We start from the raw sequence: 24,392 nt of genomic DNA on the forward strand, positions 1-24,392 counted from the left end.
CGGTGCCTAGTACGACGACGGCGCCGCGGGCCGGGTCCTGGATCGCCGGACGGGCGGTGTCCGGTTCCGCGAGGCATCCGGTGCGGGACCCGTGGACCGACGACGTCGTGGCCGAGGTCGCCCTCGCCGATCCCGAGCATGTGGAGCAGGCGCTGCACCTGGCCCATCAGGCGGCGGGCGATCTGCGTGCGGTGCCCGCCCATCGCCGCGCCGAGGCGCTGCGGCAGGTGTCGACGGCGCTGCTCGAGCGCCGGGACGAGGTGGCCGCCACGATCACCCGCGAGAGCGGCAAGCCGATCACCTGGTCGCGAGCCGAGGTGCACCGGGCCTCGCTGACCTTCCGGTGGGCGGCGGAGGAGGCACTGCGGTGGTCCGGTGAGCTCCAGCGTCTCGACAGCGAGCCTGCCGGAGACGGCCGGCTGGCCCTGCATCGCCGGTTCGCCCGGGGCCCGATCCTGGGCATCACCCCGTTCAACTTCCCGGTGAACCTGGCCGCGCACAAGGTGGCGCCCGCCCTGGCGGTGGGGGCACCCATCGTGCTCAAGCCCGCGCCGAAGACACCGCTCAGCGCCCTGCTGCTGGGCGAGGTCCTCGCGGGCTGCGATCTTCCCCCGGGCGCGTTCTCCGTGCTCACCGTGGAGGACGCCGTCGCCCCCGACCTCGTCGCCGACCCACGGCTGCCCGTGGTGTCGTTCACCGGGTCCGGCCCGGTCGGCTGGGCCATCCGCGACGCCGTGCCCCGCAAGCACGTCACCCTCGAGCTCGGTGGCAACGCCGGTGTCCTGATCTGCCCGGACTGGAGCTCGGGAGCCGATCTCCGGCGGGCGGCGCGCCGGATCGCCACCGGCGCGAACGCCCAAGGGGGCCAGTCCTGCATCTCCGTGCAGCGCGTGCTCGTCGACCGCGCGCTGTACGACGCGTTCGTGCCGATGCTGGTCGAGGAGGTCGAGCGGCTCGTCGTCGGTGATCCCTGGGCCGAGGAGACGACCGTCGGGCCGCTGATCGACCGAGCCGCGGCGGCGCGGGTCGGGGACTGGATCGCCGAGGCCGTCGCCGGCGGCGCCAGGGTGCTCACCGGCGGGCGGGTCAGCGGGTCGCTGGTCCAGCCCACCGTGCTCGTCGACGCCCCGGCCGAGGCGCGCCTCTGTCGGGACGAGGCCTTCGGCCCCGTGCTGACCGTGGCCGCCGTGGACGGGATCGACGAGGGCCTGCGGGCACTCGACGACTCCCGCTTCGGGCTGCAGGCGGGGGTCTTCACCCACGACGTCCGGACGGCGTTTCGCGCCCATCGGGAACTGGAGGTCGGCGGTGTCATCATCGGCGACATCCCCACCTTCCGGGCCGAACAGATGCCCTACGGCGGAGTCAAGGAGTCCGGCATCGGACGCGAAGGTGTGCGCGCCGCCATGGAGGACTACACCGAGTCGCGGCTGCTCGTGTTCTCGGAGGTGAGCTTGTGAGGAGCGACCCGCCGAGCGGTGACCAGAATCGTTTATAGTCAGTCCGAGCCGAGAGGAGGGCATGTGCCCGAGAACCCGAGTTCCGCCCCGTTGCGCGTCTTGGTCGCCGGGGAGTCCTGGATCAAGCACACGATCCACATGAAGGGCTTCGACCAGTTCCACTCCACCGAGTACGAGGAGGGGGCCGGTGTCTTCCTGGACTGCGTGCGCGCGGCGGGCCACGAGCTGACGTACGTGCGCGGGCATGAGATCTCCTCGTCCTTCCCGAAGTCGGCGGAGGCGCTCGACGCGTTCGACGTCGTCGTCCTCTCCGACATCGGCTCGAACTCGTTCCTGCTGCCGGACGAGACGTTCCTCCGGTCGGAGCCGTCGCCGAACAGACTCGCCCTGGTCAGGGAGTACGTGGGCCGTGGCGGGGGACTGGTGATGATCGGCGGCTACCTGTCGTTCACCGGCATCGACGGCAAGGCGCGCTACGGCATGAGTCCCCTCGCCGACGTGCTGCCGGTCGATCTGATGCCCACCGACGACCGGGTGGAGATCTCGGACGGGCTGAAGGTCGACGTGTGCGACCCGGCCCACCCCGTGCTCGGCGGCACCCCCGCCGAGTGGCCGATGCTGCTGGGCTACAACCGGACCCTCCCCAAGGAGGGGGCGGAGGTCGTGGCCCGCAGCGGCGACGATCCGCTCCTGGTGGTGGGTCACTACGGGCAGGGGCGCTCGGTCGCCTTCACCTCGGACCTCGCCCCGCACTGGGCGCCGCCGGAGTTCGTGGAGTGGGAGCACTACGCCGGTCTGTGGACGTCGATCCTGGCGTGGGCCGCAGGTGGCCCCGAGGGATGACGTGACGTCTCGAGTGCTCGTGGTCGGCGCGGTGACCGTCGACCTGGTGATGGGATCGGGCGGACGGTCCGGTCCCCGATGAAGGGTGGACTCATGACCGCGTCGCTGCAGCAGGGCTACGACAAGCGGCTGATGTTGTTCTCGGGCCGGGCGAACCCGGCGCTGGCCGAGGGGATCGCCGGGCAGCTCGGGGTCGACCTCGGGCCGGTGACGCTGAAGACCTTCTCCAACGACGAGATGTACTGCCGGTTCGAGGAGTCGATCCGCGGCGCGGACGTGTTCCTCGTCCAGTCGATGTGTGCCAACCCCGCTGCCGGGGTCAACGCCAACGACGCTCTGCTCGAGCTGCTGGTGATGGTCGATGCCGCTGTGGGGGCGAGTGCTCACCGGGTGATCGCGGTGACGCCCTGGTACGGCTATTCGCGGCAGGACAAGAAGTCCGCTCCGCGTGAGCCGATCTCGGCGCGGATGGTCGCCCGGACGCTGGAGGCGGTCGGGGTGGACCGGGTGTTGACCATGGACCTGCACGCGGGTCAGTTGCAGGGGTTCTTCGGCATCCCGGTGGATCACATGACCGCGTTGATGATGCTCGCCGACCATTTCGCGAGTCTGGACGACGATCTGGTGGTCGTCGCTCCGGACGCGGGGCGGGTGAAGCTGAACAAGCAGTTCGCCACCCGGATGGGTGCGGGGCTCGCGATCCTGGACAAGGAGCGTCCGGCCCAGCAGGTCGCGGAGATCAACCAGGTGATCGGGGACGTGCGCGGGAGGACGGCGATCATCGTCGACGACATCATCGACACGGCGGGCACGCTGCGTGCGGCGGGCGAGGCGGTGGCCCGGGCGGGTGCGCGACGGGTGTTCGCCGCCGCCACCCATCCGGTGTTCAGTGGCCGGGCCTACGAGAACCTGGCCGCGTCGCCCTTCGAGCGGATCGTGGTGACCGACACGATCCCGCTGCGGCCGGGCGCGCCCTCGACGGTCGACGTCGTGTCCTGTGCCCCGTTGCTCGCCGACTCCATCCGGCGGATCTTCACCGACGACTCGGTCAGCGAGGTCTTCGGCGGGAAGAACCACCTGTTCTGACGGCGACGGTAGCGCCCCGCGGTGCAGAACCGGGATAACGCAAGAATCGTTTCTAGTCTCTCGCCTACAAGGAGTGACGACATGGCTTTGAAGTTCTGGGTGACCACGCCCTTCTTTCACGCGGACATGGAGCGGCCCTGGGGTGAGCTCCTCCAGGACATGCTGACGATCGTCGACACGGCCGAGCGGCTGGGCTTCGAGGGCGTCGCGATCAACGAGAACGTGTTCCAGAACTACGTGGCGAACCCCAGTGCGCTGGCCTTCGCCGCGCTCGCGGCGGCCCGGACGGAGCGGCTGCGGATCCTGCCCGGCGTGGTGGTGCTGCCGAGCTACAACCCGCTGTTGATCGCGTCGGAGATGGCGATGCTGGACCATCTGGCGCCGGGCCGGGTGGGCATCGGGGTGGCCCGCGGCGGGGGCCGGTACCAGCTGGACCGGATCGGGGTGGACCCGGCCGCGGCGCGGGAGGTCTACGAGGAGGCCCTGGAGATCATCCGTCGGGTGTGGGTCGAGGACGACGTGACCTACGACGGGCGCTACTTCTCGTTCCCGCGGACCACGATCGTGCCGAAACCGGCCTCGCAGCCCGGCCCCGACCTGTGGGTCGGCTCGCAGAGCGTCGACGGCGTGCGGAAGGTCGCAGCGGACGGGATGAACCTGCTCACCGCGCCGAACTGGGGCAACTTCGAGCCGCACGGGGACCTCGAGGCGCTCCTCGAGGCCTACAACACCGCCGCCGCCGAGAGCGGCGCGCCGCGCGGTGAGGTCATGGTCTACCGGCACACCTGGCTGGGGCGCACCGAGGCGGACGCGCTGGAGTACTTCGACGACATGGTGAACGAGTACAACCACTACCTCGCCCTCACCCAGACCGGGGCCAAGGGCACCCGCGAGGAGCGCCTCAAGGCGCGCGGCACGGGCGAGAAGGTCGATTTCGTGAAGTCGGGACGCGTCATCCCGGCGGAGGAGACGCCTTCCAGGCAGGCCCTGTGGGAGCAGTACTCCGACCCCGTTCTCGCCACACCGGAGAAGATGATCGGACGCTTCAAGGAGATGGAGGCCATGGGCGTGGACCATCTCGCCTGCCTGATCGCCTGGGGCCAGCCCGTCGAGGCCGTCGTCGCGCAGATGGAGCTGATGGCCGAGCAGGTGCTGCCCGCCTTCGCCGACCGGGAGCGGGTGTGAGCCACGAGTCCGGGCCACTGGGCTGCTCGACGGGGACGGCACCCCACCGTGCGCCCCGGGGTCGCCGCCCGAGACGCGGTCAGGGCGCGGACCGGGAGTCCCGGTCCGCGCCCTGGTGACCGCGGTGCGTCAGTGCTTGCGAACCTGGTTCTGCGGGTCGTCGATCTCGACGCGCTCCTTGCGGACGGTGTCGGAGACCGTCTCGTCCTCGGTGACCGTGTCGGTGCCCAGGCGCACCCGCTCCACCGCCTCGGTCGTCTTGTCCACCACCGGGCGCTCGGCGTGCAGGGTGACCTCCTGCTCCTGCTCGCCGATCGCCGCACCCGTCGCGCGCTCGCCGTCGCGGATCGGCTCGCGTTCGAGGCGGACCTCCTCATGCGAGACCGGCACGGTGACCTTCTGCTCCTCGGTGACCACGTACTTGCGCAGTCGGACCCGACCGGTCTCCTCGGTCTCGGTCCCGACCCGCAGTCGCTCCTCGGACCGGGTCACGGCCGCGTCCCGGTCGTCCGTGCGCCGGTCGCCACGGTCGGCCGTGCCGTGGGAGGCGGCGTGGGTCTCCCCGTCCGCACCCACGTTGTAGTGCCGCAGCAGGGCCTGCTCCTCGCGGGCGTCGAGGTGCTCGTTCGCCTCCCCGACGTGCGGGGCGTCCTTGACCTGCTCCTTCGCCACCGGCAGCGCGACGTCGCCGCCCTTGACGTCCGCGCCCTGCAGGGGCACGAAGCTCTCCTTCGTCCCGAACAGGCCGGTGTGCACCGTCGCCCAGGTCGGGGTGCCGTTGCGATCGTCGACGTAGACCTGCCCGATCTTGCCGATCTTCTCACCGCGGGTGTCGTACGCCTGACGACCGATCAGCTCGGCGGTCATCTTCTCGGTGATCACGATGAAGCTCCCTCCGTGTTCTCAGGCCTCGGTCCCCGGGATCGGGGCGGCCCGTCGAAGGGATCCACCACAACGCCGTCGGACATGCACCTGACCCCCGGAAGCAGGCCCATCGAGTGATCCGCGTGGGCCGACCGGGTGGCCGGGGGGCGGTGCCGGAGATCACCCCCCGTGCACCGGGAACCCACCCGGAGGACCGTCACCCGAGGCCGAGAAGGCCGCCGCGGGGCGGTCCGGCCGTGCCGGACCGCCCCGCGGGGTCGGGTGTCAGGAGGGCGAGATGACGACCTTGAGCGCGGAGTTGGCCGCCGCGTTCTTGAACACGTCGTAGGCCTCGTCGATCTGGTCGAAGGTGAACGAGTGGGTGCCCATCTTCTCGGCGGGGATGCGCCCGCTGCCGACCATCTTGAGCAGCGTCGGGATGGACACGGTGTCCACGAGCCCCATCGTCAGGGTGACGTTCTGGATCCACATGTCCTGCATCGGCAGCTCGACGGCGGTGCCGTGCACCCCGACGTTCGCGATCGTGCCGCCCGGGCGGACCAGGGACGCCGCGGTGAGCAGGGTCTCCGGGTAGCCGACGGCCTCGATGGAGACGTCGACGCCGAGACCGTCGGTCAGCGCGATGACGTCGGCGACGGTCCCCGGGCCCACCTCGACGGCGTCGGTGGCCCCGAACTCCAGCGCCTTCTCCAGCCGGAACTTGTTCGAGTCGACGGCGATGACCTTGGAGGCGCCCCACAGGCCCGTGGTGAGGATCGCGGACAGGCCGACCGCACCCGCGCCGACGACGGCGACCGTGTCGCCCGGGCGGACCCGGCCCGCGAGGACGCCGACCTCGTACCCGGTGGGCAGCGAGTCGGCGAGGAAGATCGCCTGCTCGTTGCTGACCGACTCGGGTACCGCGTACAGCGAGGTGTCGGCGTAGGGCACCCGGACGAGCTCGGCCTGCGTGCCGTCGATGAGGTGCCCGAAGATCCAGCCGATGCCCCCGACGGTCTGACAGTGCGACGGGATGCCGCGCTGGCAGTACTCGCAGCGGCCGCACTTGGTGATCGCCGGCACCAGGACGCGGTCGCCCACCGCGAAGCCCTTCACGGCGTCGCCCACGGCGGTCACCGTGCCGACGGCCTCGTGGCCGAGGATCCGGCCGTCGGTCACCGCGGGCACGTCGCCCTGCAGGATGTGCAGGTCGGTGCCACAGATCGTCGTGGTGTCGACGCGGACGACCACGTCGGTCGGGTCCTGGATCGTGGCGTCCGGGACTTCCTCCCACGCCTTCTCGCCCGGACCGTGGTAGACAAGTGCCTTCATCGTGTGCCTCCGCGCTGAGGAACGCTCGCGTTCCGTGACTTACTGGGTCCTGCACCGTCAACCCTGGTGGTTCGGCGAGGCGCCGACTGTCCCAGAATCGGACCATCCTGGCGCCGCCCCCGCGTCGCTCCGCCCGAAGTGTCCCGGTGTCGGGACACCCCGCCGCACCGCGCCGTGAGCCGGGGGCAGGGCCTACCCAGGATCGGCCCGGGGTCCATAAGCTGCCCGGATGGGATCGTCGGCGGTCGAGATCGAAGCGGCTCGGTGGGCGTTCGACACCGCAGGCCGGGACGTCGGGGCTCGGGAGGTCCTCGCCCGTGGGGCCCTGCGCCCGGAGGTGCTGGCGTCCTGGATCCGGTCGCGCGAGGCCGCCGTCGACGCCGCGCGGATCGGGGCCCGCTTCCTCGGCCACACCCAGGAGGTCCCGCCGGTCGTCTCGGCGGCGGACGACGTGTTCGACGAGTTCGTGACGGCGAACCCGGGAAGCGGGTGTTCGCTGGTCCTGCTGGACGCCGGCAGCATCGTCCGCTGCCGCCGGGACGACGGCCCCGGGCTCGCCGCCGTGCTCGACGGCCTGCTCGTGGTGCCCGGTTACGGCTACGCCGAGCGGCAGGTGGGCACCACCGCGGCCACGGTCGCGCTGCACGAGCGGGCGGACGTCGCCGTCGGCGGTGCCGAGCACTACCACTGGCGCCTCGCGGCCCTCGCCGGCGCCGCCGCCGTGGTCACCGACCCGCACCGGGGGGAGGTCTGCGGCGCGGTGTGGCTGGTCGGTCCGGCGTCGGAGCGCTCCGCGCTGCAGCTCCCGCTGGCCAGGGTGCTCGCGGACCGGATCGCCGAGCGGATGGCGGCGCAGCCGCACCGCCGCACCCGCGCCGTGCTGGAGGCGCTGGAGCGGGTGCGTGCCGCGGACCAGTGGGTGCTGGCGACGGACGGCGACCTGCTGGTGTCCAGCCCCTCCTTCCGCCGGAACTCCCCGGCCGACCAACGGGTGGTGAGCGACCTCGTCCTGTCGGCCCTGGTGCTCGGCCAGTTCGGGCAGCGGCACATCGAGCTGCCGTCCGGGGAGTGCGCCGAGGTCACGCTGCAGCCGATCCACCTGGACGGGGAGGTCGTCGGCTGTGTACTGGGCGGCGGCCCGACCCGGCACGGGGAGGTCGCCGAGACGCCGGAGGCCGTGCGGCGGCAGGGTTCGCACGTCGCCCCGCTGGCCCGCCGCGACTACACCAAGGCCGCCGGCCCGGCCCGCACCCACGCCGACGCGAAGGTCCGGGCCAACCGCGAGCTGCTGTCCCCGTACCTGCGGGCCCGCCAGGAGGTGGTGGCGAGCATCCACCACGGCCGCAACCACCTCCTCATCGGGGAGCCCGGGGTGGGCAAGCGGACGCTGGTCACGGCACAGTTCCGGGCCGCGTACCCGACGGGTCGGGTCGTGTCGGTGGACTGTTCGTCGTTCACCGGCCGCTACGGCGTCGACCCCGTGCGCGGCCTCGCCCCCACCGGGGACGGCCGCCCGCAGCTGCTGGTGCTGTCCGGGATGACCACGCTCTCCCCGGTCGGCGCCCGGCAGCTCGACGAGGCGCTGCGGCCGCTGGTCGCGCTGGACACGCCACCGCTGGTGGTCGGCTGCGTCGACAGCCCCGCGGTGGATGCGACCAGTCCCTACGGGCTGCTGCTGCGCCACTTCCACGAGGTGACCCGGATCCCCGCGCTGCGCTACCGCGCCGACGAGATCTCCGAGCTGGCGCTGACGGTGCTGCGCCGGGTCGCCGGTCGCTGTTCGCTGCGGCTGAGCCTGCAGGTCATCCGGGTGCTGGAGGGCTACGCGTGGCCGGGGAACATCAGCGAGCTCGAGGACGTGATGCGGTACGTGGTCGCCCGCAAGACCATGGGGGAGGTGCAGCCGATGGACCTGCCACCGCTGTGCTTCCAGGGCGGGGCGCGCCGGATGTCCATGTTGGAGTCGGCGCAGTGCGACGCGATCATCCAGGCGCTCTACGAGTCCAACGGGAACCGCTACAAGGCCGCGGCCATGCTGGGCATCGCCCGCTCCTCGCTCTACCGCAAGATCGACGCGTTCGGGATCAGCTACATCGCCTGACCGCCCGGCCACACCGACCGCGAGAGCGAGACGCCGACATGGCCGAGTACGCCGACTTCAACCTCGGGATCTACCTCGCGGGCCTCGGAGGTGACCCGCCGCCGTTCCCGGTGACCTTCGCCGGCCTGGAGGCGGCGGCGCGGGAGCGGCTGGAACACCGGCTGTTCGACTACGTCGCGGGCGGGGCGGGGGACGAGCACACCCAGCGCGGCAACGTCGCGGCCTTCGAGCGGTGGGGGATCGTGCCGCGGATGCTCGCCGGCGCGGCCGAGCGCGACCTGTCGGTCGAGCTGTTCGGCCACCGGCTCCCCACCCCGCTGCTCCTGTCGCCGATCGGTGTCGTCGGCGTGATGACCGAGGACGGGCACGGCGACCTCGCGACCGCCGCCGCCTCGGCGAACTCCGGTGTGCCGATGGTGGCCTCGACCCTCATGCAGGACCCGCTGGAGGAGGTCGCGGCCCGGCTCGGCGACACCCCCGGCTTCTTCCAGCTCTACACGCCGAACGACCGCGACCTCGCGGAGAGTCTCGTGCGCCGGGCCGAGGCCGCGGGCTTCCGCGGCATCGTGGTCACCCTCGACACCTGGACCCTGGGCTACCGGCCCCGGGACCTGCAGCACGCGACCTTCCCCCAGCTGCGCGGCCACTGCCTGGCCAACTACTTCAGCGACCCGGTCTTCCGGTCGCGGCTGGCCGCCCCGCCCGAGGAGGATCCCGGCGCCGCGACCCTGCTCTGGGCGTCGATCTTCGGAAACCCCGGTCTGACCTGGGACGACCTCGCCTGGCTGCGCGGGCTCACCGATCTCCCGCTGCTGCTCAAGGGCATCTGTCATCCCGACGACGTGCGGCGGGCCCGCGACGGCGGCGTCGACGGCATCTACTGCTCCAACCACGGCGGACGCCAGGCCGCCACCGCCCCCGCGCTCGACCTGCTGCCCGCGGTCGTCGACGCCGCCGACGGACTGCCGGTGATCTTCGACTCCGGCGTCCGCTCCGGACCGGACATCGTCAAGGCGCTGGCGCTGGGTGCCACCGCCGTGGGCATCGGCCGCCCCTACGGTTACGGGGCCGCGATCGGCGGCCGGGCCGGGGTCGAGTTCGTCCTCTCGTGCCTGCTCGCCGAGGCGGACCTGACCATGGGCCTCAACGGCTACGCGCGCATCGCCGACCTCACCCGGGACGTCCTCGTCCGGACCCCGGGCACACCCACGGGCTGAGCGAGGGCCGAGATGTCGGCGGTATGACACGCAGGTCACCGCCACGTGTGGCTGTCGGGGGCTGTTCCGATGAGCGGTCCGCGCACCTCGTCCCACCGCGTCGCACGTCCTTATCGTCGGGCTCTCCGAGATGCGCACCGCGTTCCCCGGCGAAAGGTCCGCGTGGTTGTTGTGACAGTGATCGACCGTGACACCCAGTCCGAGGTGTTCGCCCCGACTGCGAGCGCGAAGTCGGCCCAGGAGCTGTGGACGGAGCTGAACGCGTTCTACATCGCCGAGGCGTGGCTGCTCGACGAGCGCAAGCTCCACGAGTGGCTGGACATGTTCACCGAGGACCTCCTCTACTTCATGCCGCGCCGCAAGAACGTGCCGAGCCGCGAGGCGGACCGCGAGATCCCGCCCTACGGCACCGACCTGCCGTTCTTCGACGAGGACCGCAAGATGATGCTGGTCCGCATCCAGCGCATGGACAGCGGTATGGCCTGGGCCGAGGAGCCGCCGTCCCGGACCCGCCACCTGGTCGGCAACCTCGTGGTCCAGCGCGTCGAGGAGGACGGCACGGTCCACGCCAAGACCGCGTTCCTCTGCCACCGCTCGCACGCCGAGTACGACACCGCGCTGTACTCCGGGTACCGCGAGGACGTCCTGCACCCCGTCGACGGCTCGTGGAAGATCTCGCGCCGCACGATCGTGCTGGACGTCAACGTCGTCCTCGACAAGAACATGGCGATCTTCTTCTAGGAGCACGAAGCGATGAGCGACCAGGACGACGAGCGGTGGACCACGGCGGGGCGGGTCGGTGACCTGGCCGAGGGCGACGCCGTGCTCGTCACGAGCCCCGGCTGCCCGGCTCGGGCGCTGTTCCTGGCCGGGGGCGACTACTTCGCCCTCGACGACGTCTGCTCCCACGGCAAGTCCTCCCTCTCGGAGGGCTTCGTCGAGGGCACCGCGGTCGAGTGCGTCCTGCACGGGGCGCTGTTCGACCTGCGGACCGGCAAGGCACTCACCATGCCGGCGACGGTCCCGATGACGACCTACCCGGTGCGGGTCAGCGACGGCGAGATCCTCGTCCGCGACCGCCCTCACGAGAACTGAGCACACCGGACTACCCGAACTTGCGAGAGGTGACTGCGGTGGCAGGAACGAAGTACGAGATCCTCGATCCCGAGACGGGGTGGCTCGACCCGTCGATCTACACCGACCAGGAGATCTACCGCCGGGAGATGACGCACATCTTCGGCCGGGCCTGGCTGCTGATCGGTCACGACAGCCTGATCCCGAACCCCGGCGACTTCTTCCACACCTACATGGGCGAGGACCCGGTCATCCTGTCCCGGGGCAGCGACGGTTCGGTCAACGTCCTGCTGAACATGTGCCGCCACCGCGGGGCGCGGCTGGTCCGGGCGGACGACGGCAACTGCAACAGCTTCGTCTGCAGCTACCACGCCTGGACCTACGGCCTCGACGGCGAGCTGGAGTACGTGCCGGGCGAGCAGGAGGTCTACTACGGCGAGCTCGACCGCTCGAAGCTCGGCCTCAAGCGGGCGCGGGTCGCCACCTACGCCGGGCTCGTGTTCGCCACCTGGGCCGAGGACGCCCCCAGCCTCGAGGACTACCTGGGCGACGCCCGCTGGTACCTCGACATGGAGTTCAACCGCAGCGGCAAGGGCACCTACGCGGTGGGCCCGCACAAGTGGATCCAGCCGATCAACTGGAAGACCGCCGTCGACAACTGCTCCGACTGGTACCACGTGCCGGTGTCGCACGCCTCGGCCGCGAACGCCATGTTCCGGGTACTGGGCGAGCCGCGGTTCACCCACGACCGGCTGTTCCAGATGAAGGGCCGGGCGGCGTTCGTGAACGGCCACCAGGTCCAGTACTTCAAGATGCCCGAGGACAGCCTGGCCGGCCAGTCGAAGTCGATCCCGACGGCCACCGCCGAGGACGACACCGCCGAGGCGGTCGAGCGGCTCGGCGAGTTCCGGGCCAAGTCCGTCGTGCTGGGCACGCACAGCCTGTTCCCCAACACGGTCCTGGGCTTCCGGCTGGCGATCCCGCGCGGCCCGCTCAAGACCGAGTTCTGGCACTTCGCGCTGGCCAGCAACGCCGACACCCCGGAGCAGCAGCGGGAGGTCCTGCGCGTGCACACCGCCCGCAACGGCGTCACCGGGCACTTCGAGGCGGACGACGTCGACAACTGGCGGCAGGTCTCGGAGTCCGGTCTCTCGGGGACCTACCGGGAGCTGGGGCAGCGGGTCAACCTCGGCATCGGGCACACCCACACCGACGACGTGTTCCCCGGGGCGCTGTCGGACAAGTTCGTGTCCGAGAACAACCACCGGCACTTCTACCGGCGCTGGGAGGAGTTCATGAACGCCGACTCCTGGGCCGACATCCCCCTCGACCCGCAGAAGGCGACGTACGAGGGCACCGCCGGAATGAACGAGTAGCAGCACCGCAGAACGCCGGCGGTCGGGCTGAGCCCGACCGCCGGCGTTCTCGTGTCCGGCGGGTGTCAGGCGGCGCGCGGCCGGGCTAGCCTGCGCAGGTCCGTGGCCGGGTCCGCCAGGGCCGCCGGGTCGACGACGGTGCCGGCCGCGATGAGCCGCATCGCGGCCCGCACCTCTTGCCCCCGGTCGATCGCGAACACCCCGCGGACCACACCGTCCCGCACGTGGAACGCGCTGAAGTCCCAGCCCGCCCGGTCGCCACGGAGGACGACGTCGGCGCTCGCGTCGAGCGTCCCGGCGATCTGGATGGTGTGCTCGAACTGGTCGGACCAGAACCAGGGCACGTCCCGCGCCGGGACCTCCTGGCCCAGGATCGCCGCCGCCGCGACGTCCGCCTGCTCCTGCGCGTTCTGGAACGACTCGAGCCGGACCATGCCCTGGCCCCGCCACCCCGGCTGCAGCGTCACGTCGCCCACCGCGAAGACGGCGGGGTTGCCCGTGGCGGCCCGCTCGTCGACGTGGACGCCCCCGGCCACGGCGAGGCCCGCCGCCGCGGCGAGCTCGGTGGCGGGCTCGATGCCGACGCCCACCACCACGACGTCCGCCGGGATCCGGTCGCCGCCGCCGATCTCCACCTCGCGCACCCGGTCGCGGCCCAGGAAGCGGTGCACGCCGGTGCCGAGGCGCACGCGGGCGCCGCGCCGGACGTGCTCCTCGAGCACGAACGGCCCCCAGACCGGGCCGAGGGACCGGGCCAGGGGGACCGGTGCGTGTTCCAGCACCGTGACCTCGCAGCCCAGGCCGAGCGCGGTGGCGGCGACCTCGGCGCCGATGAACCCGGCGCCCACCACGACGACCCGGGCGCCCGCGACGAGCTCGCCGCGCAGCGCCAGCGCGTCCTCGACGGTGCGGACCTCGTGGATGCCGGCGAGGTCCTCGCCCTCGACACCCAGCCGCCTGCCGCGCCCGCCGGTGCAGAGGACGACGGCGTCCGCCCCGGGGCGCGCGCCGGTCGACAGCGCGACGGCCGACTCGGCAGGCACGATCTCCTCGACCCGCTCACCGAGGCGCAGGTCCACGTCGATGCCCGCCCAGTCGATCGGGAGGACCAGCTCGGCGGGGTCCTGCGCGCCGCTGAGCACCTGCTTGGACAGCGCCGGGCGCTCGTACGGCGGGGTCTCCTCGGCGCCCACCAGGGTGATGCGGCCCGTGAACCCGCGCGAGCGCAGTGACCGGGCGACGGTCCCGCCCGCCAGGTTCGCCCCGGCGATGACCACCGACCGGGGCGTCACGACCGCGCCCCCGGACTCGTGCGGACGGCGGCCCGGAAGATCGTGCTCGTCATGCGCTCACGCTACGGACGGGCGCCGCCGCGCCCCACCGTCCCGGTCCGGTGGCCGGACCCGGTCCGGGGAGCGGATCACCGTCGTTGACCGCGGCTCCCGCGCCGGGGGAGGGTCGCGCTCGCCGATCTCCCCGGAGGTGCCACGTGGGTCTGCTCGACGCCCCGCCGCAGTTCGCCCGGTCCACCACGGGCCCGGACGGGCCGGTGCACTACGTCGCCCTCGGCGAGGGCCCGCCGCTGGTCCTGGTCGCGGCGTGGGGGCCGCAGCCCGGCACCACCGCGTGGCTGACCTACGCCGGCGTCCTGGAGCGGCTGGGCGCGGGCCGCCGGTGCATCGCGGTGGACCTGCCCAACTTCGGGCGGACCGGTCCGCTGACCTTCCACGAGCCCGCGCACGATCCCGCCGCCCGCGCGGTGGCGGCGGCGATGGACGCGGAGGGGATCGCCGCGGCACCGGTCGTCGGGACGTCGATGGGGGCGACCACCGGGATCGTCCTCGCGCTCGCCGCGCCCGAACGCGTCACCGGCCTGGTCGTCGGGGCCTGCCACGCCTCGACGGGCGGCGACCCCTACCTGCTCGCGCCGTTCCCGTCGGAGTCGGGGGTGGCCGCCGCCGACCTCGCGGCGGCGCCCGACGACGAGGGCGCCCTGCGGCGGTTCCTGCGCACGCTGTTCCACGACCCCGCCCGGGTGACCGACGAGCTGGTGGCCGACACGACGGCCTTCCGCAAGCAGCACCCCGAGCACCTGCGGGCGGGCGCGGCGTCGGTCAGCGTGGCGCACAGCAACATGGCGCTGCTGTCGGAGATCACGGTCCCGATGCTGGTGATCCACGGGCGGTCCGACCGCATGGTGCCGTTCGAGCAGGGCCTGATGATCAGCAGCTACGTGCCGCAGGCCGACCTGGTGGCGCTGAACCGCTGCGGGCACTGGCCCCCGGTCGAGCGGCCCGTCGAGTTCGCCGACCAGGTCGAGCTCTTCCTGCGCCGCAACGGGATCTAGGAGCGCCGGCGGGCGGGCAGGCTCAGCGCCGCGAGCGCCATCGCCGCGGTGCACACCCCGGCCAGCGCGCCGACCCCGGACCCGAGCAGCCCGACGATCGGGGTGGCGAGCGCGGCGATCCCGAACTGGGCGCCGCCGTACAGGGCCGAGGCGGCCCCGGCGGTGTCCGCGCCCTCGCGCTGCAGCGACGTGACGACCGCCGGGGTCACGGTCCCCATGCCGATCATGAAGACGGCGAAGGAGACCCACGCGACGGCGAGGCCGTCCACCCCGGACAGCCTGCACGCGAGGAGCAGGAGGGTGCCGCCGAGCGCGACCAGCACGCCCACGCGGAGCAGGGTGTCGACCCGGAACCGGCGGGCGAGCACACCGAAGACCAACCCGGCGCCGACCATGCCGAGGCAGCTGGTGCCGAACATGACGCCGTAGCCGGTGGGGGACAGGCCGTAGACCTCCTGGAACACGAACGTCGCACCCGAGATGAAGGCGAACAGGGCGCACGCGGTGAAGGTGCCCGCGGCGAGGTAGCGCACGAACGAGGGCCGCACGGCCAGCCGCCCCATCGCCCCCAGGCTGCGCCGGATCCCTCCGGGCGTCCGGCGCTCGGGAGGCAGCGACTCCGGGACGAACACGAGGATGCCGACGAAGAGCACCGCGCCGACGCCCGCGAGCACCGCGAAGACGCTCCGCCACCCGGCCGACCCGACGATCGCCCCGCCCACGAGGGGAGCGAGCACCGGCGCCACCCCGGACACCATGGCCAGGTAGCTGAAGTAGCGCGGGACCTCCTGCTGCGAGAACCGGTCCGCGAGCACCGCCCGCGACAGCACCACGGCCGCGGCGCCGAGCAGACCCTGGAAGAAGCGGGCCGCGATCAGCACGCCGACCGACGGCGCCACCGCGCACAGCAGCGAGCACGCGATGTACCCGACGGTGCCGGCCAGGAGCGGTGTCCGCCTGCCGCGCGCGTCGCTGAGCGGTCCGATCAGCAGCTGACCGACCCCGAGACCCGACAGGAACGCGGTGAGGGTGAGCTGGACGGGGACGTCGCCGACCCCGAAATCCTGCGTCATCGCGGGCAGGCCGGGGATGTACATGTCGATCGACAGCGGCGCCGTCCCGGCCATCAGGCCCAGGATCCCGACCAGCAGGCGGCGCCTGCGGGGCGGGGGTGCGGCGGACGGCGGGCCGGGTACGGCCCGGATCGTGCCGTCTGTCACGGGATCTCCTGCTCTGCGACACCCGGACGCCCCCCGGTGCCTCGGCACCGGGGGGCGTCCGGATGGTGGGGAGGGCTCAGTTCGACGTGGTGTAGTCGAGCGTGTCGAAACTGATCTTCCGGTCGGCCGGGGGCACGTACTGGCCGATCGTGTCCTTGGTGACGAAGGTCGACTTCAGCACCGTGTTCTTCGGCGCCGCGTTGTTGAGGACCTCGTTGGCCAGCTTGACGAACAGCCAGCCCGCCTCGGGGTTGTTCGGGTCCCAGGTGCCGGTCAGGCGGCCTTCCCGGACCGCCTGCACGGCGTCGGCGTCACCGTTGGAGCCGGTCACGACCACCCCGTCGTTGCTCAGGTCGTAGACGGTCTTGCCCGCCGCGATGACGGCGGCCGAGGCGCCGAGCGCCGAGGCGTCGTTGTAGGCCCACACGCCGCTGACGTCCGGGTAGCGGGTGAGCAGGTCGGCCACGAGCTTCTGCGCGCCCGCCGCCTGGTCGGTGGTGTTCGAGACGTGGCTGACCACCGTGAGCCCGGCCGCGGAGGCCGCGTCGGTGAAGCACTTGACCACGGCGTCGATCGACGGGACGCCGTCGAGGCCCACGGTGATGACCTGGCCGCCGGGGTGGGCCTTGGCGTAGAGCGCGGCGGACTGCGCCATGGGCCCGCCGGGCGCGCACGTCGAGGACTCCTGCCAGAGGGTCGCCGAGATCCCGTCGCCCTCGGAGTTCACCCCGATGATCGGGATGCCCGCGTTCTGGGCCTGCTTGTAGATCCCGACCGTGGCACCCGGGTCGAGCGTCCAGGAGCCGATGACGTTCATCTGGCGCTGGATCATCGTGGTGATGTTCGAGATCTGGGTGCTGGGGTTGATGTTCGAGTCGTACATGGTGTAGTCCCAGCCGACCGACGCCGACGCCGCCTTGGCACCGGTGTCGAACTGCTGCTGGCCCGGCTGGGCGGCGACCGGCGCCGCGTAGCCGAACTTGGTTCCTGCCTTGAAGCTGCCGTCTCCCGAGGCCGCGGACGAGCCGCCGGACGGGGCGGCGGGCGCGGTCGACGGGCTGCTACAGGCCGTCAGTGCCAGCACCAGGGCGGCGCCGGCGGCGGCCGCTGCGGCAAGGGTTCGCTTCACGGGACTCTCTCCAGATCTCGGGGTCGGTCGGGACGGGTCGGTGGGGGAGCGGGGTGTCGCGGTCGGGTCGTGCGGTCGGGGGACCGCGGGGTCGGCTCGGGTCAGCCGACCTTGGTCGTGATGGCTCTGCGGCGCAGCCGGATCCCGCGGTCGCGCAGGACCCCGATCCCGACGGCGAGGATGAGGATGGCGCCGTTCACGGTGCCCTGCCAGAACGCCGGGATCTCGCTCAGCGTCATGCCGTTCTGGATCACGCCGAGGAACAGGACGCCGATCATCGTGCCGAGCACGCCGCCCTCGCCGCCGGTGAACGCGGTGCCGCCGATCAGGACGGCGGCGATCGCCGTCATCAGCAGGGTGGGGTCCGACGCCGCCGCGGCGCCGGTGAGCCTGCCCACGGACACCAGCCCGGCGAGCCCGGCGGCGAGACCGGCGATGAGGAACACGAACAGCACCATCATCGCGGTGTTGATGCCGTTGAGCCGCGCGGCCTCGGGGTTGGAGCCCATGGCGAACAGCGAGCGGCCGAAGGCGGTGTAGCGCAGCACGAACGCCGCGGCCAGGAGCACGACGGCGTCGAAGATCATGAGCACCGGGACCGGCCCGACGGTGCCGTTGACGAACTGGTAGACCGGGTCGAAACCGGGGGCGCCGTAGACGCTGATGGTCGCGCCCTTGTTCACGATCAGCGCGAAGCTGGCCAGGATCGACATGAACCCGAGCGTGACGACGATCATGGAGATCTTCACGTAGCTGATCAGGACGCCCTGCACCAGGCCGATCACCAGCCCCGCGAGGATCGGCGAGGCGATGGCGACCCAGGCCGGCATCCCGGCCTGCAGGGCGAGGCCGAGCACCATTCCGGTGGCGCTCAGCGCCGACGCGGAGGACAGGTCGAAGCCGCCGCCGATGATCACGAAGGTGGCGCCCAGCGCCAGCAGCAGGATCACGCTGTTCGACGCGACGATGTTGGTGATGTTGCCCCAGCTCAGGAACACCGGCTGGGTCAGCGCGAGGTACACGCAGACCGCCAGCAGCGCGACGACGACCCCGGTGAAGCGGCCGAGCGACAGGCGCGGCCTGCGCCGGGCGGGGGCGGCGTCCGCCGGAGGGGTCTCCGCGGAGAGGGTGGGATCGGAGTCCAGGAGAGTCATGACGATCCTTCTCGAGAGCGGCTGGGGTCAGGCGGCGGCGGTCTGCGGGCGGCCGGACACGGCGACGGCGGCGACGGTCTCCTCGTCGAGACCCTCGGCGTCGAACTCGGCGTGGACGCCGCCCCGGTGGAAGACGAGGACGCGGTCGGCGAGGCCGAGGATCTCGGGGAGCTCCGAGGAGATCAGGACGACCGCGGCGCCCGCGGTGACCTGTTCCTGCAGCAGCGCGTACACCTGGCTCTTCGAGCCGACGTCGATGCCGCGGGTCGGCTCGCTCAGGACGAAGACCGTGCACCCCCTGGCGAAGGTGCGGCCCAGGACCACCTTCTGCTGGTTGCCGCCGGACAGGGTGGAGATGCGGACGTTCTCGTTGGCGGCGACCACGCCGTAGCGCCGCATCCCGTCCCGCACGAGCGCGGCCTCGTCCCGGACCCGCAGCACGCCGAGGCGCGAGAGCGTGCCCCGCCACGCGAGCGCGAAGTTCTCGGCCACGCTGCGGTTGGGCAGGATCGCCTGGCCCTTGCGGTCGTCGGGGACGTAGCCGATCCCGCTGTCCACGGCCTGCCGCGGGTTGGTGATGGCGGCCTCCCGGCCCCCGACCTCGATGGTGCCCGCGGAGGGGATCGCGCCACCCAGGGCCATTCCGAGCTCGGCCTTGCCCGAGCCCACGAGGCCCGCGACACCCAGGATCTCCCCGCGGCGCACCTCGAACGAGGTGGGGAGCAGCGCACCGTCCAGGGTGTGCAGGTCGGTGACCTTGAGCGCGACGGCGTCCGGGGTGACGTCCCGGGTGCCGAAGTAGTCGTCGAGGTCGCGGCCGACCATCAGGCGCACCAGGGCGTCCTCCGGGGTCTCCGGCAGCGGGACGGTGCCCATCAGCCTGCCGTCCCGCAGCACCGACGCCACCGAGCAGGAGCGGTACAGCTCGGGCATGCGGTGCGAGATCATGAGCACCCCGACGCCGCGGTCCCGCTGCTCCTCGACGATCTCCAGGAGCCGGTCGGTCGCGGCCTCGGACAGCGAGCTCGTGGCCTCGTCGAGGATGAGCAGCCGGGCGTTGGTGGAGATCGCCCGCGCGATCTCGATCTCCTGCTGCAGCTCGAGGCTCAGATCGCGGACCGCCGTGCGCGGGTTCACGTGCACCCGGAGGTCGTCGAGGATCGCCTGGGCCTCCCGCACGCACCGGTCCCAGTCGACCGTGCCCCAGCGGGTCCGCGGCATGCGGCCGATGAAGATGTTCTCCGCCACCGACAACGTGGGCGCCAGGGTCAGCTCCTGGCTGATCGACACGATGCCCAGCGCGAGCGCCGTGGACGGCTTCGTGATCACGGTGGGCACGCCGTCGATCTCGACCGTGCCCGCGTCCGGCTGGTGGGTCCCGTTCACGATCTTGGCCAGCGTCGACTTCCCCGACCCGTTCTCCCCGGTCAGCGAGTGCACCTCGCCCGCCCGGATGTCGAGCGAGACGTCGTCGAGGGCGCGCACGCCGGGGAAGGACTTGGAGATCCCGGTGAGCCGGATGAACGGCGCCGTGCTGTCGGTCATCTCGTGTCCCCTCTCGTTCGGCGGCCGGGCGCGTCTCCCGAGTGGAAGACCCGTCCCAGGGGGACATCCTGAGTCGGTTCGCCCCGACCGTTCGCCGGTCGCGGTCCGGTGGCCGGACCTCCGAGGTGAGGGTTTGCGTGCTGGAAACAGCGTGTCGGTGATGTTTCCGCGCGGCGGTCGCTCAGGGTAGCTGGGCGGCCAGCCGCGCCGCCTGCTGCTTGATGGTGCGCTGGAGCTCGACGGCCTGCTCGGGACGGCTGGGCAGGGGCATCGCGAACGCGCCGACGACCGCGCCGTGGCGGTCGATCACGGGCACCCCGATCGAGCTCGCCCCCACGTGGACCTCCCGCCGCACCACCGCGTAGCCGGTCCGGCGGACGTCACGCAGCTGCAGCGCGAGCTTGGTGGGCGCGACCGTGCTGAACGGTGTGACCCCTCGCAGGGGACGCGCCACGACGGCGCGGAACAGCTCCGGCGGGCTGAACGCGAGGATGGCCTTGCCTGCCGCCGTGCAGTGCAGCGGCGCGCGGGTGCCGACGCCCATCCACCCCGTCGCCTCGTCGACCGTGCCCGAGATCTTGGCGACGCACCGGACGTCGAGCCCCTGGCGGACGGAGACGGTGACCGGCAGCCGGAACTGGGCGAACAGCTCGACGGCGAAGGGGTGACCGACCTCGCGGAGCGACTCGCGGGGCGTCACCAGCTGGCCCAGCTCGGCCATCCGCCTGCCGATGACGAACTTGCCCTCGATCCGGTCGATCACACCCCAGGCGAGCAGCTCGCCGGACAGCCGGTGCACCGTCGTCTTGGACACCCCGGCCTCGCGGGCGAGGGCCGTGAGGCCCAGCGGACCGTGCACGGCGATCGTCTCGACGACCTTGCGGATCTTGTCGACCACGGTCTCCGCGCCGGGGCTCGCGGCCTCGTCCGGTGCGGGCGCGGGCTGCGGTTCGGTCAGGGCGCGCGCCTGGGCGATCGAGATCATGGCGTCGGGCCGTGCGATGGGGGGAGTCACAGCCCGTGATCACCTCCGGGACGAGTCTCACCCGTTCAGATGTCGTCGGTGTGACCCGCTGGGGTCCGCACGTTTCGTCCTGTGCACCGGTGCCGCCCGGTTCGTCGGTTCCGGTGAGCGAACCGGGCACGTTGACCCCTCCCCGTGGAGGTCCGAAACCTACGGGGGTGGCGATCACCAGGACGCTCGACGCCCTCCGCCGACGCCGGCTCTCCGCCCGGGCGGCGGTCGCCGTCGCCTACGTGGCCAGCCTGCTCATGGCGGCGCTGGACACCCACGTCGTCAACATCATGCTGCCGACGCTGACGACCGAGCTGGACAGTCCGCTCTCCGCCGTGCAGTGGACCGTGCTGGCCTACCTGCTGGCCCTGGCGGTCGCCATGCCGGCGTCGGGGTGGCTCGCCACCCGCTTCGGCGACCGGAAGGTGTTCCAGGCGTCCCTGGGGGCCTTCACCCTGGCGAGCGGGCTGTGCGGGATCGCGCAGGACCTGCCGCAGCTCATCGGCCTGCGTGCGGTCCAGGGCGCGGCGGGCGGGCTGGTCATGACCGTCGCCACCTCGATGCTGTACCGCCTCTACCCGCCCGAACAGCGCGCCCGGCTCGTCCGGACGCTGCTGCTGCCCATCGCGGTCGGGCCCGCCCTCGCCCCGCCGCTGGGCGGGTTCCTGGTGGAGCACCTGTCGTGGCGGTGGGCGTTCCTGGTCAACCTCCCCGTCGGCCTGGCCACCATGGCGGTGATCGCCCTCGGTCTGCCGCGGGACCCGCCGGGCCGCCCGGGCCGCTTCGAGCTGGGCGGCTACCTCCTCGCCGGGATCGGGCTCGCGGCCGTCCTGCTGACCCTGACCCAGGGGCCGGTGTGGGGCTGGGCGTCCCCCGCCGTGCTGGTGCTCGCCGTGCTCGGCCCCGCGGCCCTGGCCGCGGCGGTGGCGGTGCAGCTGCGCAGCCGCGCGCCGCTGCTGGACCTGCGGCTGCTCGGCGCGCGGCTGTTCCGGCAGACCAACATCGCCACCGCGTTCCAGACGGCCACCTTCCTCGGCGGGATCCTGTTCATCACGCCGATCTTCCTGCAGGAACGGGCCGGGTCCTCCCCGCTGCAGGCCGGGCTGGTGATGGCGCTGGTCCCCGTGGGCGTGGTCCTGTCGTCCCAGACGGTGGGCAGGCGCTACCACGTCATCGGTCCGCGGCTGATGTCCGTCGTGGGTCTCGGGCTGCTGGGCGCGATCTGTCTGTGCCTGGCCGTCTTCGGGGGCGCGACCCCGCTGTGGGTGCTGTGCGCCCTGATGTTCCTGGCCGGGCTGACCAACGGCGGCGCGATGGTCGCCCTCCAGGCGTCGATGTTCGCCCAGGTCGGCCCCGAGCACATGGGATCGGCGTCCACCATCCTCAACGTCAACCGCCAGGTCGCCACCGCGATCGGCGTCGCCGCCGCGACGATCCTCATGACGACGCCCGCGGACAGCGGCTTCCGGCTGGCCTACCTGGCCACCGCGGTGTTCGCCTTCCTCGGGGCGCTGGCCTCGACCCGCATCCTGGACTCCGAGGCCGCCGACACCATGCGGGCGCCGACGGGGTGACCGGGAGCGGTCGGCACCCGGGACCGGAAGGGATCAGATGAGCTGGAGCCGCCTGGCCTGCACGATCGCCTGGACGCGGGTGTGCGCCCCGAGCTTCTCCATGAGGGCCTGGGTGTAGGACCGGACGGTGTTGACGGACAGGTGCAGCTCGGCGGCGACGTCCCGGGTGGTCATGCCCATCGCCATCAGGCGCAGCACCTCGACCTCCCGCGGGCGGATGCCGACCGGGGCCACGCCGCCCGCGTCGAGCAGGGAGCCCGCGCGTTCGAGCGCGGCGGCCACGGAGTCGTCGACGACGATGCCGCCACGGACCACCTCGTGCAGGGCACGGGCCAGGTCGAGGTCCAGCGAGCCCTTCAGCAGGATCCCGCCGACCCCCATGGCCAGGCAGCTCTGCAGGACCCCGGGGTCGTCGAACGCGGTGAGCATCACGACCTTGAGGCCGGGCTGCGCCTCCAGCAGCCCGAAGGCGACCTGGGCGCCGTCGAGGTCGCCCAGCCGGACGTCGAGCAGGACCACGTCGGGTTCGAGTCGGGCCGCGGCCTCGAGCGCCGCGCGCCCGGAATGGCTCTCGCCCACGACCTCGAAGAACGGGTCGTGGGAGAGGACGGTGCGGATCCCGGTCGCGACCAGCGGATGGTCGTCCACGATCAGCACGCGGGCGGTCACGCCGCGTTCCCCAGGGGCAGGCTGACCAGCAGGCCGGTGCCCCCGTCCTCGCCCGCCCGCAGGCTGAGCTCCCCGCCCGCGGCGCGCACCCGCTGGTGCAGCCCGGGGATGCCCAGGCCGCGGGCCTTGCCCGGGAGCGGGGTGATCGCCGGGACCCGGCTCAGGCCGCGGCCGTCGTCCTGGATCAGGACGGCGACGTCGAGCGGGCGGTAGGTGAGCGTGACCGAGACGGTGGAGGCCCGGGCGTGGCGCTCCACGTTGTGGAGGCCCTCGCGGACCACGGCGACGATGGTGTCGTCGACGAGGTCACTGGTCTCCACGGGCGCGCCGAGGACGATCGCCTCGGCCGCGATCCCCGAGCGCCGCGAGAAGGACGCGACGTCTCGCCGCAGCGTCACCGGCAGCGCCTCCCCGGGAGGCAGCAGGGTGTGCATGGCCTGGCGCAGCACCGCCGAGGCCTGGGCGGCCTCGAACTCGATCCGCTCGGTGCCCGCGGCCACCCCGGCCGGGTCCAGCGCCCCCGACGCCGCACGTTCGCGCAGGTCCTGGGCCGTGAGGCTGATCGTGAACAGCATCTGCCCGGCGGTGTCGTGCAGGTGCTGGGCGATGCGGGCCCGTTCCTCCTGCACCGCGATCTCGCCCGCGCGGGCCGCCGTGATCGCCGTGACCATCAACGGTGCCAGCGAGGCGGCGAACTCCCAGAGCAGCTCGGGCACCCGGGTGTCGAACGGCGTGTCGGCGGTACGGGCCACGAACAGGCAGCCCAGGGTGGCGCCGCCGAACTCGATCGGGCACGCCATCGTCCGGCGGACCCCCGCCCGGGCGGCGACGCGGAGCAGCGGGTCGTCCCCGACCGCGGCGAGTAGCGCCTGGTCGAGCTCGGCCGCCGGGGTGTCCTCCAGCCGCACGGGACCGTCCGCGTCGAGCACCACGGCCGGGGTGTCGTCGAGCCGCACGGCCAGCCAGCCGAGGCCCTCGCCGCGGCGGCTGTCCGGGATGGTCCGCGGCACCGCGAGCCCCTCCGCGGAGCACACGGTGAGCAGGTCCGGGTGCTCGCACACGGAGATCACGGCGACGTCCTCGCCCACCAGCCCGCGCAGCTGCCTGCACGCCCGCGACACCAGTGCGTCCAGGTCGACCAGGCCCGCCAGCCCGCGCGCCGCCGCGACGAGCCGGCGGACGTCGTCGATCGACTTCACCG

At 72.5% G+C, this 24,392-nt stretch carries 21 protein-coding genes; 11 read left to right on the plus strand and 10 right to left on the minus strand.

What is annotated here, in order from left to right; genetic code table 11:
* Nucleotides 1-2: 2 nt before the first annotated feature.
* The 4 genes from L3X23_RS05565 (at nt 3) to L3X23_RS05580 (ending at nt 4,574) form a co-directional block, all read left to right on the plus strand.
* The gene (locus L3X23_RS05565; RefSeq protein ID WP_237191052.1) at nt 3-1,460 is read left to right on the plus strand and encodes an aldehyde dehydrogenase family protein; all 1,458 of its coding nucleotides are present in this window, start codon (nt 3-5) and stop codon (nt 1,458-1,460) included.
* Between the two features lie 63 nt (nt 1,461-1,523).
* The gene (locus L3X23_RS05570) at nt 1,524-2,303 is read left to right on the plus strand and encodes a glutamine amidotransferase (RefSeq protein WP_237191053.1); all 780 of its coding nucleotides are present in this window, start codon (nt 1,524-1,526) and stop codon (nt 2,301-2,303) included.
* 93 nt (nt 2,304-2,396) lie between these two features.
* Nucleotides 2,397-3,389 carry a ribose-phosphate pyrophosphokinase gene (locus L3X23_RS05575; protein ID WP_237191054.1) on the plus strand — a complete coding sequence of 331 codons (993 nt, stop codon included), beginning with the start codon at nt 2,397-2,399 and terminating at the stop codon, nt 3,387-3,389.
* Between the two features lie 81 nt (nt 3,390-3,470).
* A complete protein-coding gene (locus tag L3X23_RS05580; RefSeq protein ID WP_237191055.1) occupies nt 3,471-4,574 on the plus strand; it encodes an LLM class flavin-dependent oxidoreductase in 1,104 nt (367 codons plus the stop codon).
* Nucleotides 4,575-4,703: 129 nt separating this feature from the next.
* Here the strand turns inward: L3X23_RS05580 and L3X23_RS05585 are convergent, their stop codons facing one another.
* The gene (locus tag L3X23_RS05585; RefSeq protein WP_374204818.1) at nt 4,704-5,456 is read right to left on the minus strand and encodes a DUF2382 domain-containing protein; all 753 of its coding nucleotides are present in this window, start codon (nt 5,454-5,456) and stop codon (nt 4,704-4,706) included.
* 267 nt (nt 5,457-5,723) lie between these two features.
* The gene (locus tag L3X23_RS05590; RefSeq protein WP_093089791.1) at nt 5,724-6,770 is read right to left on the minus strand and encodes an alcohol dehydrogenase catalytic domain-containing protein; all 1,047 of its coding nucleotides are present in this window, start codon (nt 6,768-6,770) and stop codon (nt 5,724-5,726) included.
* A gap of 229 nt (nt 6,771-6,999) precedes the next feature.
* Here L3X23_RS05590 and L3X23_RS05595 point away from each other — a divergent pair, with 229 nt between their 5' ends.
* The 5 genes from L3X23_RS05595 to L3X23_RS05615 all read left to right on the plus strand — a co-directional run bounded on the left by L3X23_RS05595 (nt 7,000) and on the right by L3X23_RS05615 (nt 12,538).
* The gene (locus L3X23_RS05595; protein ID WP_237191056.1) at nt 7,000-8,871 is read left to right on the plus strand and encodes a helix-turn-helix domain-containing protein; all 1,872 of its coding nucleotides are present in this window, start codon (nt 7,000-7,002) and stop codon (nt 8,869-8,871) included.
* A 38-nt stretch (nt 8,872-8,909) separates the two neighbouring features.
* On the plus strand, nt 8,910-10,088 hold the full coding sequence (locus L3X23_RS05600; protein WP_237191057.1) for an alpha-hydroxy-acid oxidizing protein: 1,179 nt from the start codon (nt 8,910-8,912) through the stop codon (nt 10,086-10,088).
* Between the two features lie 177 nt (nt 10,089-10,265).
* A complete protein-coding gene (locus L3X23_RS05605) occupies nt 10,266-10,829 on the plus strand; it encodes a 3-phenylpropionate/cinnamic acid dioxygenase subunit beta (RefSeq protein WP_237191058.1) in 564 nt (187 codons plus the stop codon).
* A 12-nt stretch (nt 10,830-10,841) separates the two neighbouring features.
* Entirely contained in the window at nt 10,842-11,183 is a 342-nt protein-coding gene (locus L3X23_RS05610; RefSeq protein ID WP_237191059.1) for a non-heme iron oxygenase ferredoxin subunit, read from the plus strand.
* Between the two features lie 38 nt (nt 11,184-11,221).
* Nucleotides 11,222-12,538 carry an SRPBCC family protein gene (locus L3X23_RS05615; protein ID WP_237191060.1) on the plus strand — a complete coding sequence of 439 codons (1,317 nt, stop codon included), beginning with the start codon at nt 11,222-11,224 and terminating at the stop codon, nt 12,536-12,538.
* A 65-nt stretch (nt 12,539-12,603) separates the two neighbouring features.
* On the opposite strand, the gene L3X23_RS05620 is transcribed toward L3X23_RS05615, so the two are convergent.
* Nucleotides 12,604-13,830, minus strand: coding sequence for an FAD-dependent oxidoreductase (locus tag L3X23_RS05620; protein WP_237191061.1), 1,227 nt, complete (start codon nt 13,828-13,830; stop codon nt 12,604-12,606).
* Between the two features lie 197 nt (nt 13,831-14,027).
* On the opposite strand from L3X23_RS05620, the gene L3X23_RS05625 reads away from it, so the two are divergent.
* Complete coding sequence (locus tag L3X23_RS05625) at nt 14,028-14,885, plus strand: alpha/beta fold hydrolase (protein WP_237191062.1); 858 nt, start codon at nt 14,028-14,030, stop codon at nt 14,883-14,885.
* On the opposite strand, the gene L3X23_RS05630 is transcribed toward L3X23_RS05625, so the two are convergent.
* From L3X23_RS05630 to L3X23_RS05650, 5 genes are all read right to left on the minus strand, one after another.
* A complete protein-coding gene (locus tag L3X23_RS05630; RefSeq protein ID WP_237191063.1) occupies nt 14,882-16,105 on the minus strand; it encodes a multidrug effflux MFS transporter in 1,224 nt (407 codons plus the stop codon). The genes L3X23_RS05625 and L3X23_RS05630 overlap by 4 nt on opposite strands.
* Nucleotides 16,106-16,181: 76 nt before the next feature.
* Nucleotides 16,182-17,234, minus strand: coding sequence for a sugar ABC transporter substrate-binding protein (locus tag L3X23_RS05635; protein ID WP_237191064.1), 1,053 nt, complete (start codon nt 17,232-17,234; stop codon nt 16,182-16,184).
* Between the two features lie 101 nt (nt 17,235-17,335).
* On the minus strand, nt 17,336-18,388 hold the full coding sequence (locus tag L3X23_RS05640; RefSeq protein ID WP_237191065.1) for an ABC transporter permease: 1,053 nt from the start codon (nt 18,386-18,388) through the stop codon (nt 17,336-17,338).
* Between the two features lie 27 nt (nt 18,389-18,415).
* The gene (locus tag L3X23_RS05645) at nt 18,416-19,933 is read right to left on the minus strand and encodes a sugar ABC transporter ATP-binding protein (protein WP_237191066.1); all 1,518 of its coding nucleotides are present in this window, start codon (nt 19,931-19,933) and stop codon (nt 18,416-18,418) included.
* Nucleotides 19,934-20,114: 181 nt separating this feature from the next.
* On the minus strand, nt 20,115-20,948 hold the full coding sequence (locus L3X23_RS05650; RefSeq protein ID WP_237191067.1) for an IclR family transcriptional regulator: 834 nt from the start codon (nt 20,946-20,948) through the stop codon (nt 20,115-20,117).
* 167 nt (nt 20,949-21,115) lie between these two features.
* On the opposite strand from L3X23_RS05650, the gene L3X23_RS05655 reads away from it, so the two are divergent.
* Entirely contained in the window at nt 21,116-22,522 is a 1,407-nt protein-coding gene (locus L3X23_RS05655; protein ID WP_237191068.1) for a DHA2 family efflux MFS transporter permease subunit, read from the plus strand.
* A gap of 33 nt (nt 22,523-22,555) precedes the next feature.
* Here L3X23_RS05655 and L3X23_RS05660 read toward each other — a convergent pair whose 3' ends face one another.
* Nucleotides 22,556-23,191: a response regulator transcription factor gene (locus L3X23_RS05660; protein WP_237191069.1), complete on the minus strand. Its 636-nt coding sequence runs from the start codon at nt 23,189-23,191 to the stop codon at nt 22,556-22,558.
* Complete coding sequence (locus tag L3X23_RS36010) at nt 23,188-24,390, minus strand: sensor histidine kinase (protein ID WP_237191070.1); 1,203 nt, start codon at nt 24,388-24,390, stop codon at nt 23,188-23,190. Before L3X23_RS36010 ends, L3X23_RS05660 begins: the two co-directional genes overlap by 4 nt.
* Nucleotides 24,391-24,392: the final 2 nt, after the last annotated feature.

This window comes from Pseudonocardia sp. WMMC193 (assembly GCF_021728735.1).
GTDB classification, from domain to species: Bacteria; Actinomycetota; Actinomycetes; order Mycobacteriales; family Pseudonocardiaceae; genus Pseudonocardia; species Pseudonocardia oroxyli.

Excerpts from the sequence above, each read along its gene's own strand:
- L3X23_RS05575 (WP_237191054.1), top strand. The coding sequence starts at position 2,397 with ATGACCGCGTCGCTGCAGCAGGGCTACGACAAGCGGCTGATGTTGTTC.
- L3X23_RS05580 (WP_237191055.1), top strand. The coding sequence starts at position 3,471 with ATGGCTTTGAAGTTCTGGGTGACCACGCCCTTCTTTCACGCGGACATG.
- L3X23_RS05590 (WP_093089791.1), bottom strand. The coding sequence starts at position 6,770 with ATGAAGGCACTTGTCTACCACGGTCCGGGCGAGAAGGCGTGGGAGGAA.
- L3X23_RS05595 (WP_237191056.1), top strand. The coding sequence starts at position 7,000 with ATGGGATCGTCGGCGGTCGAGATCGAAGCGGCTCGGTGGGCGTTCGAC.
- L3X23_RS05600 (WP_237191057.1), top strand. The coding sequence starts at position 8,910 with ATGGCCGAGTACGCCGACTTCAACCTCGGGATCTACCTCGCGGGCCTC.
- L3X23_RS05610 (WP_237191059.1), top strand. The coding sequence starts at position 10,842 with ATGAGCGACCAGGACGACGAGCGGTGGACCACGGCGGGGCGGGTCGGT.
- L3X23_RS05640 (WP_237191065.1), bottom strand. The coding sequence starts at position 18,388 with ATGACTCTCCTGGACTCCGATCCCACCCTCTCCGCGGAGACCCCTCCG.
- L3X23_RS05645 (WP_237191066.1), bottom strand. The coding sequence starts at position 19,933 with ATGACCGACAGCACGGCGCCGTTCATCCGGCTCACCGGGATCTCCAAG.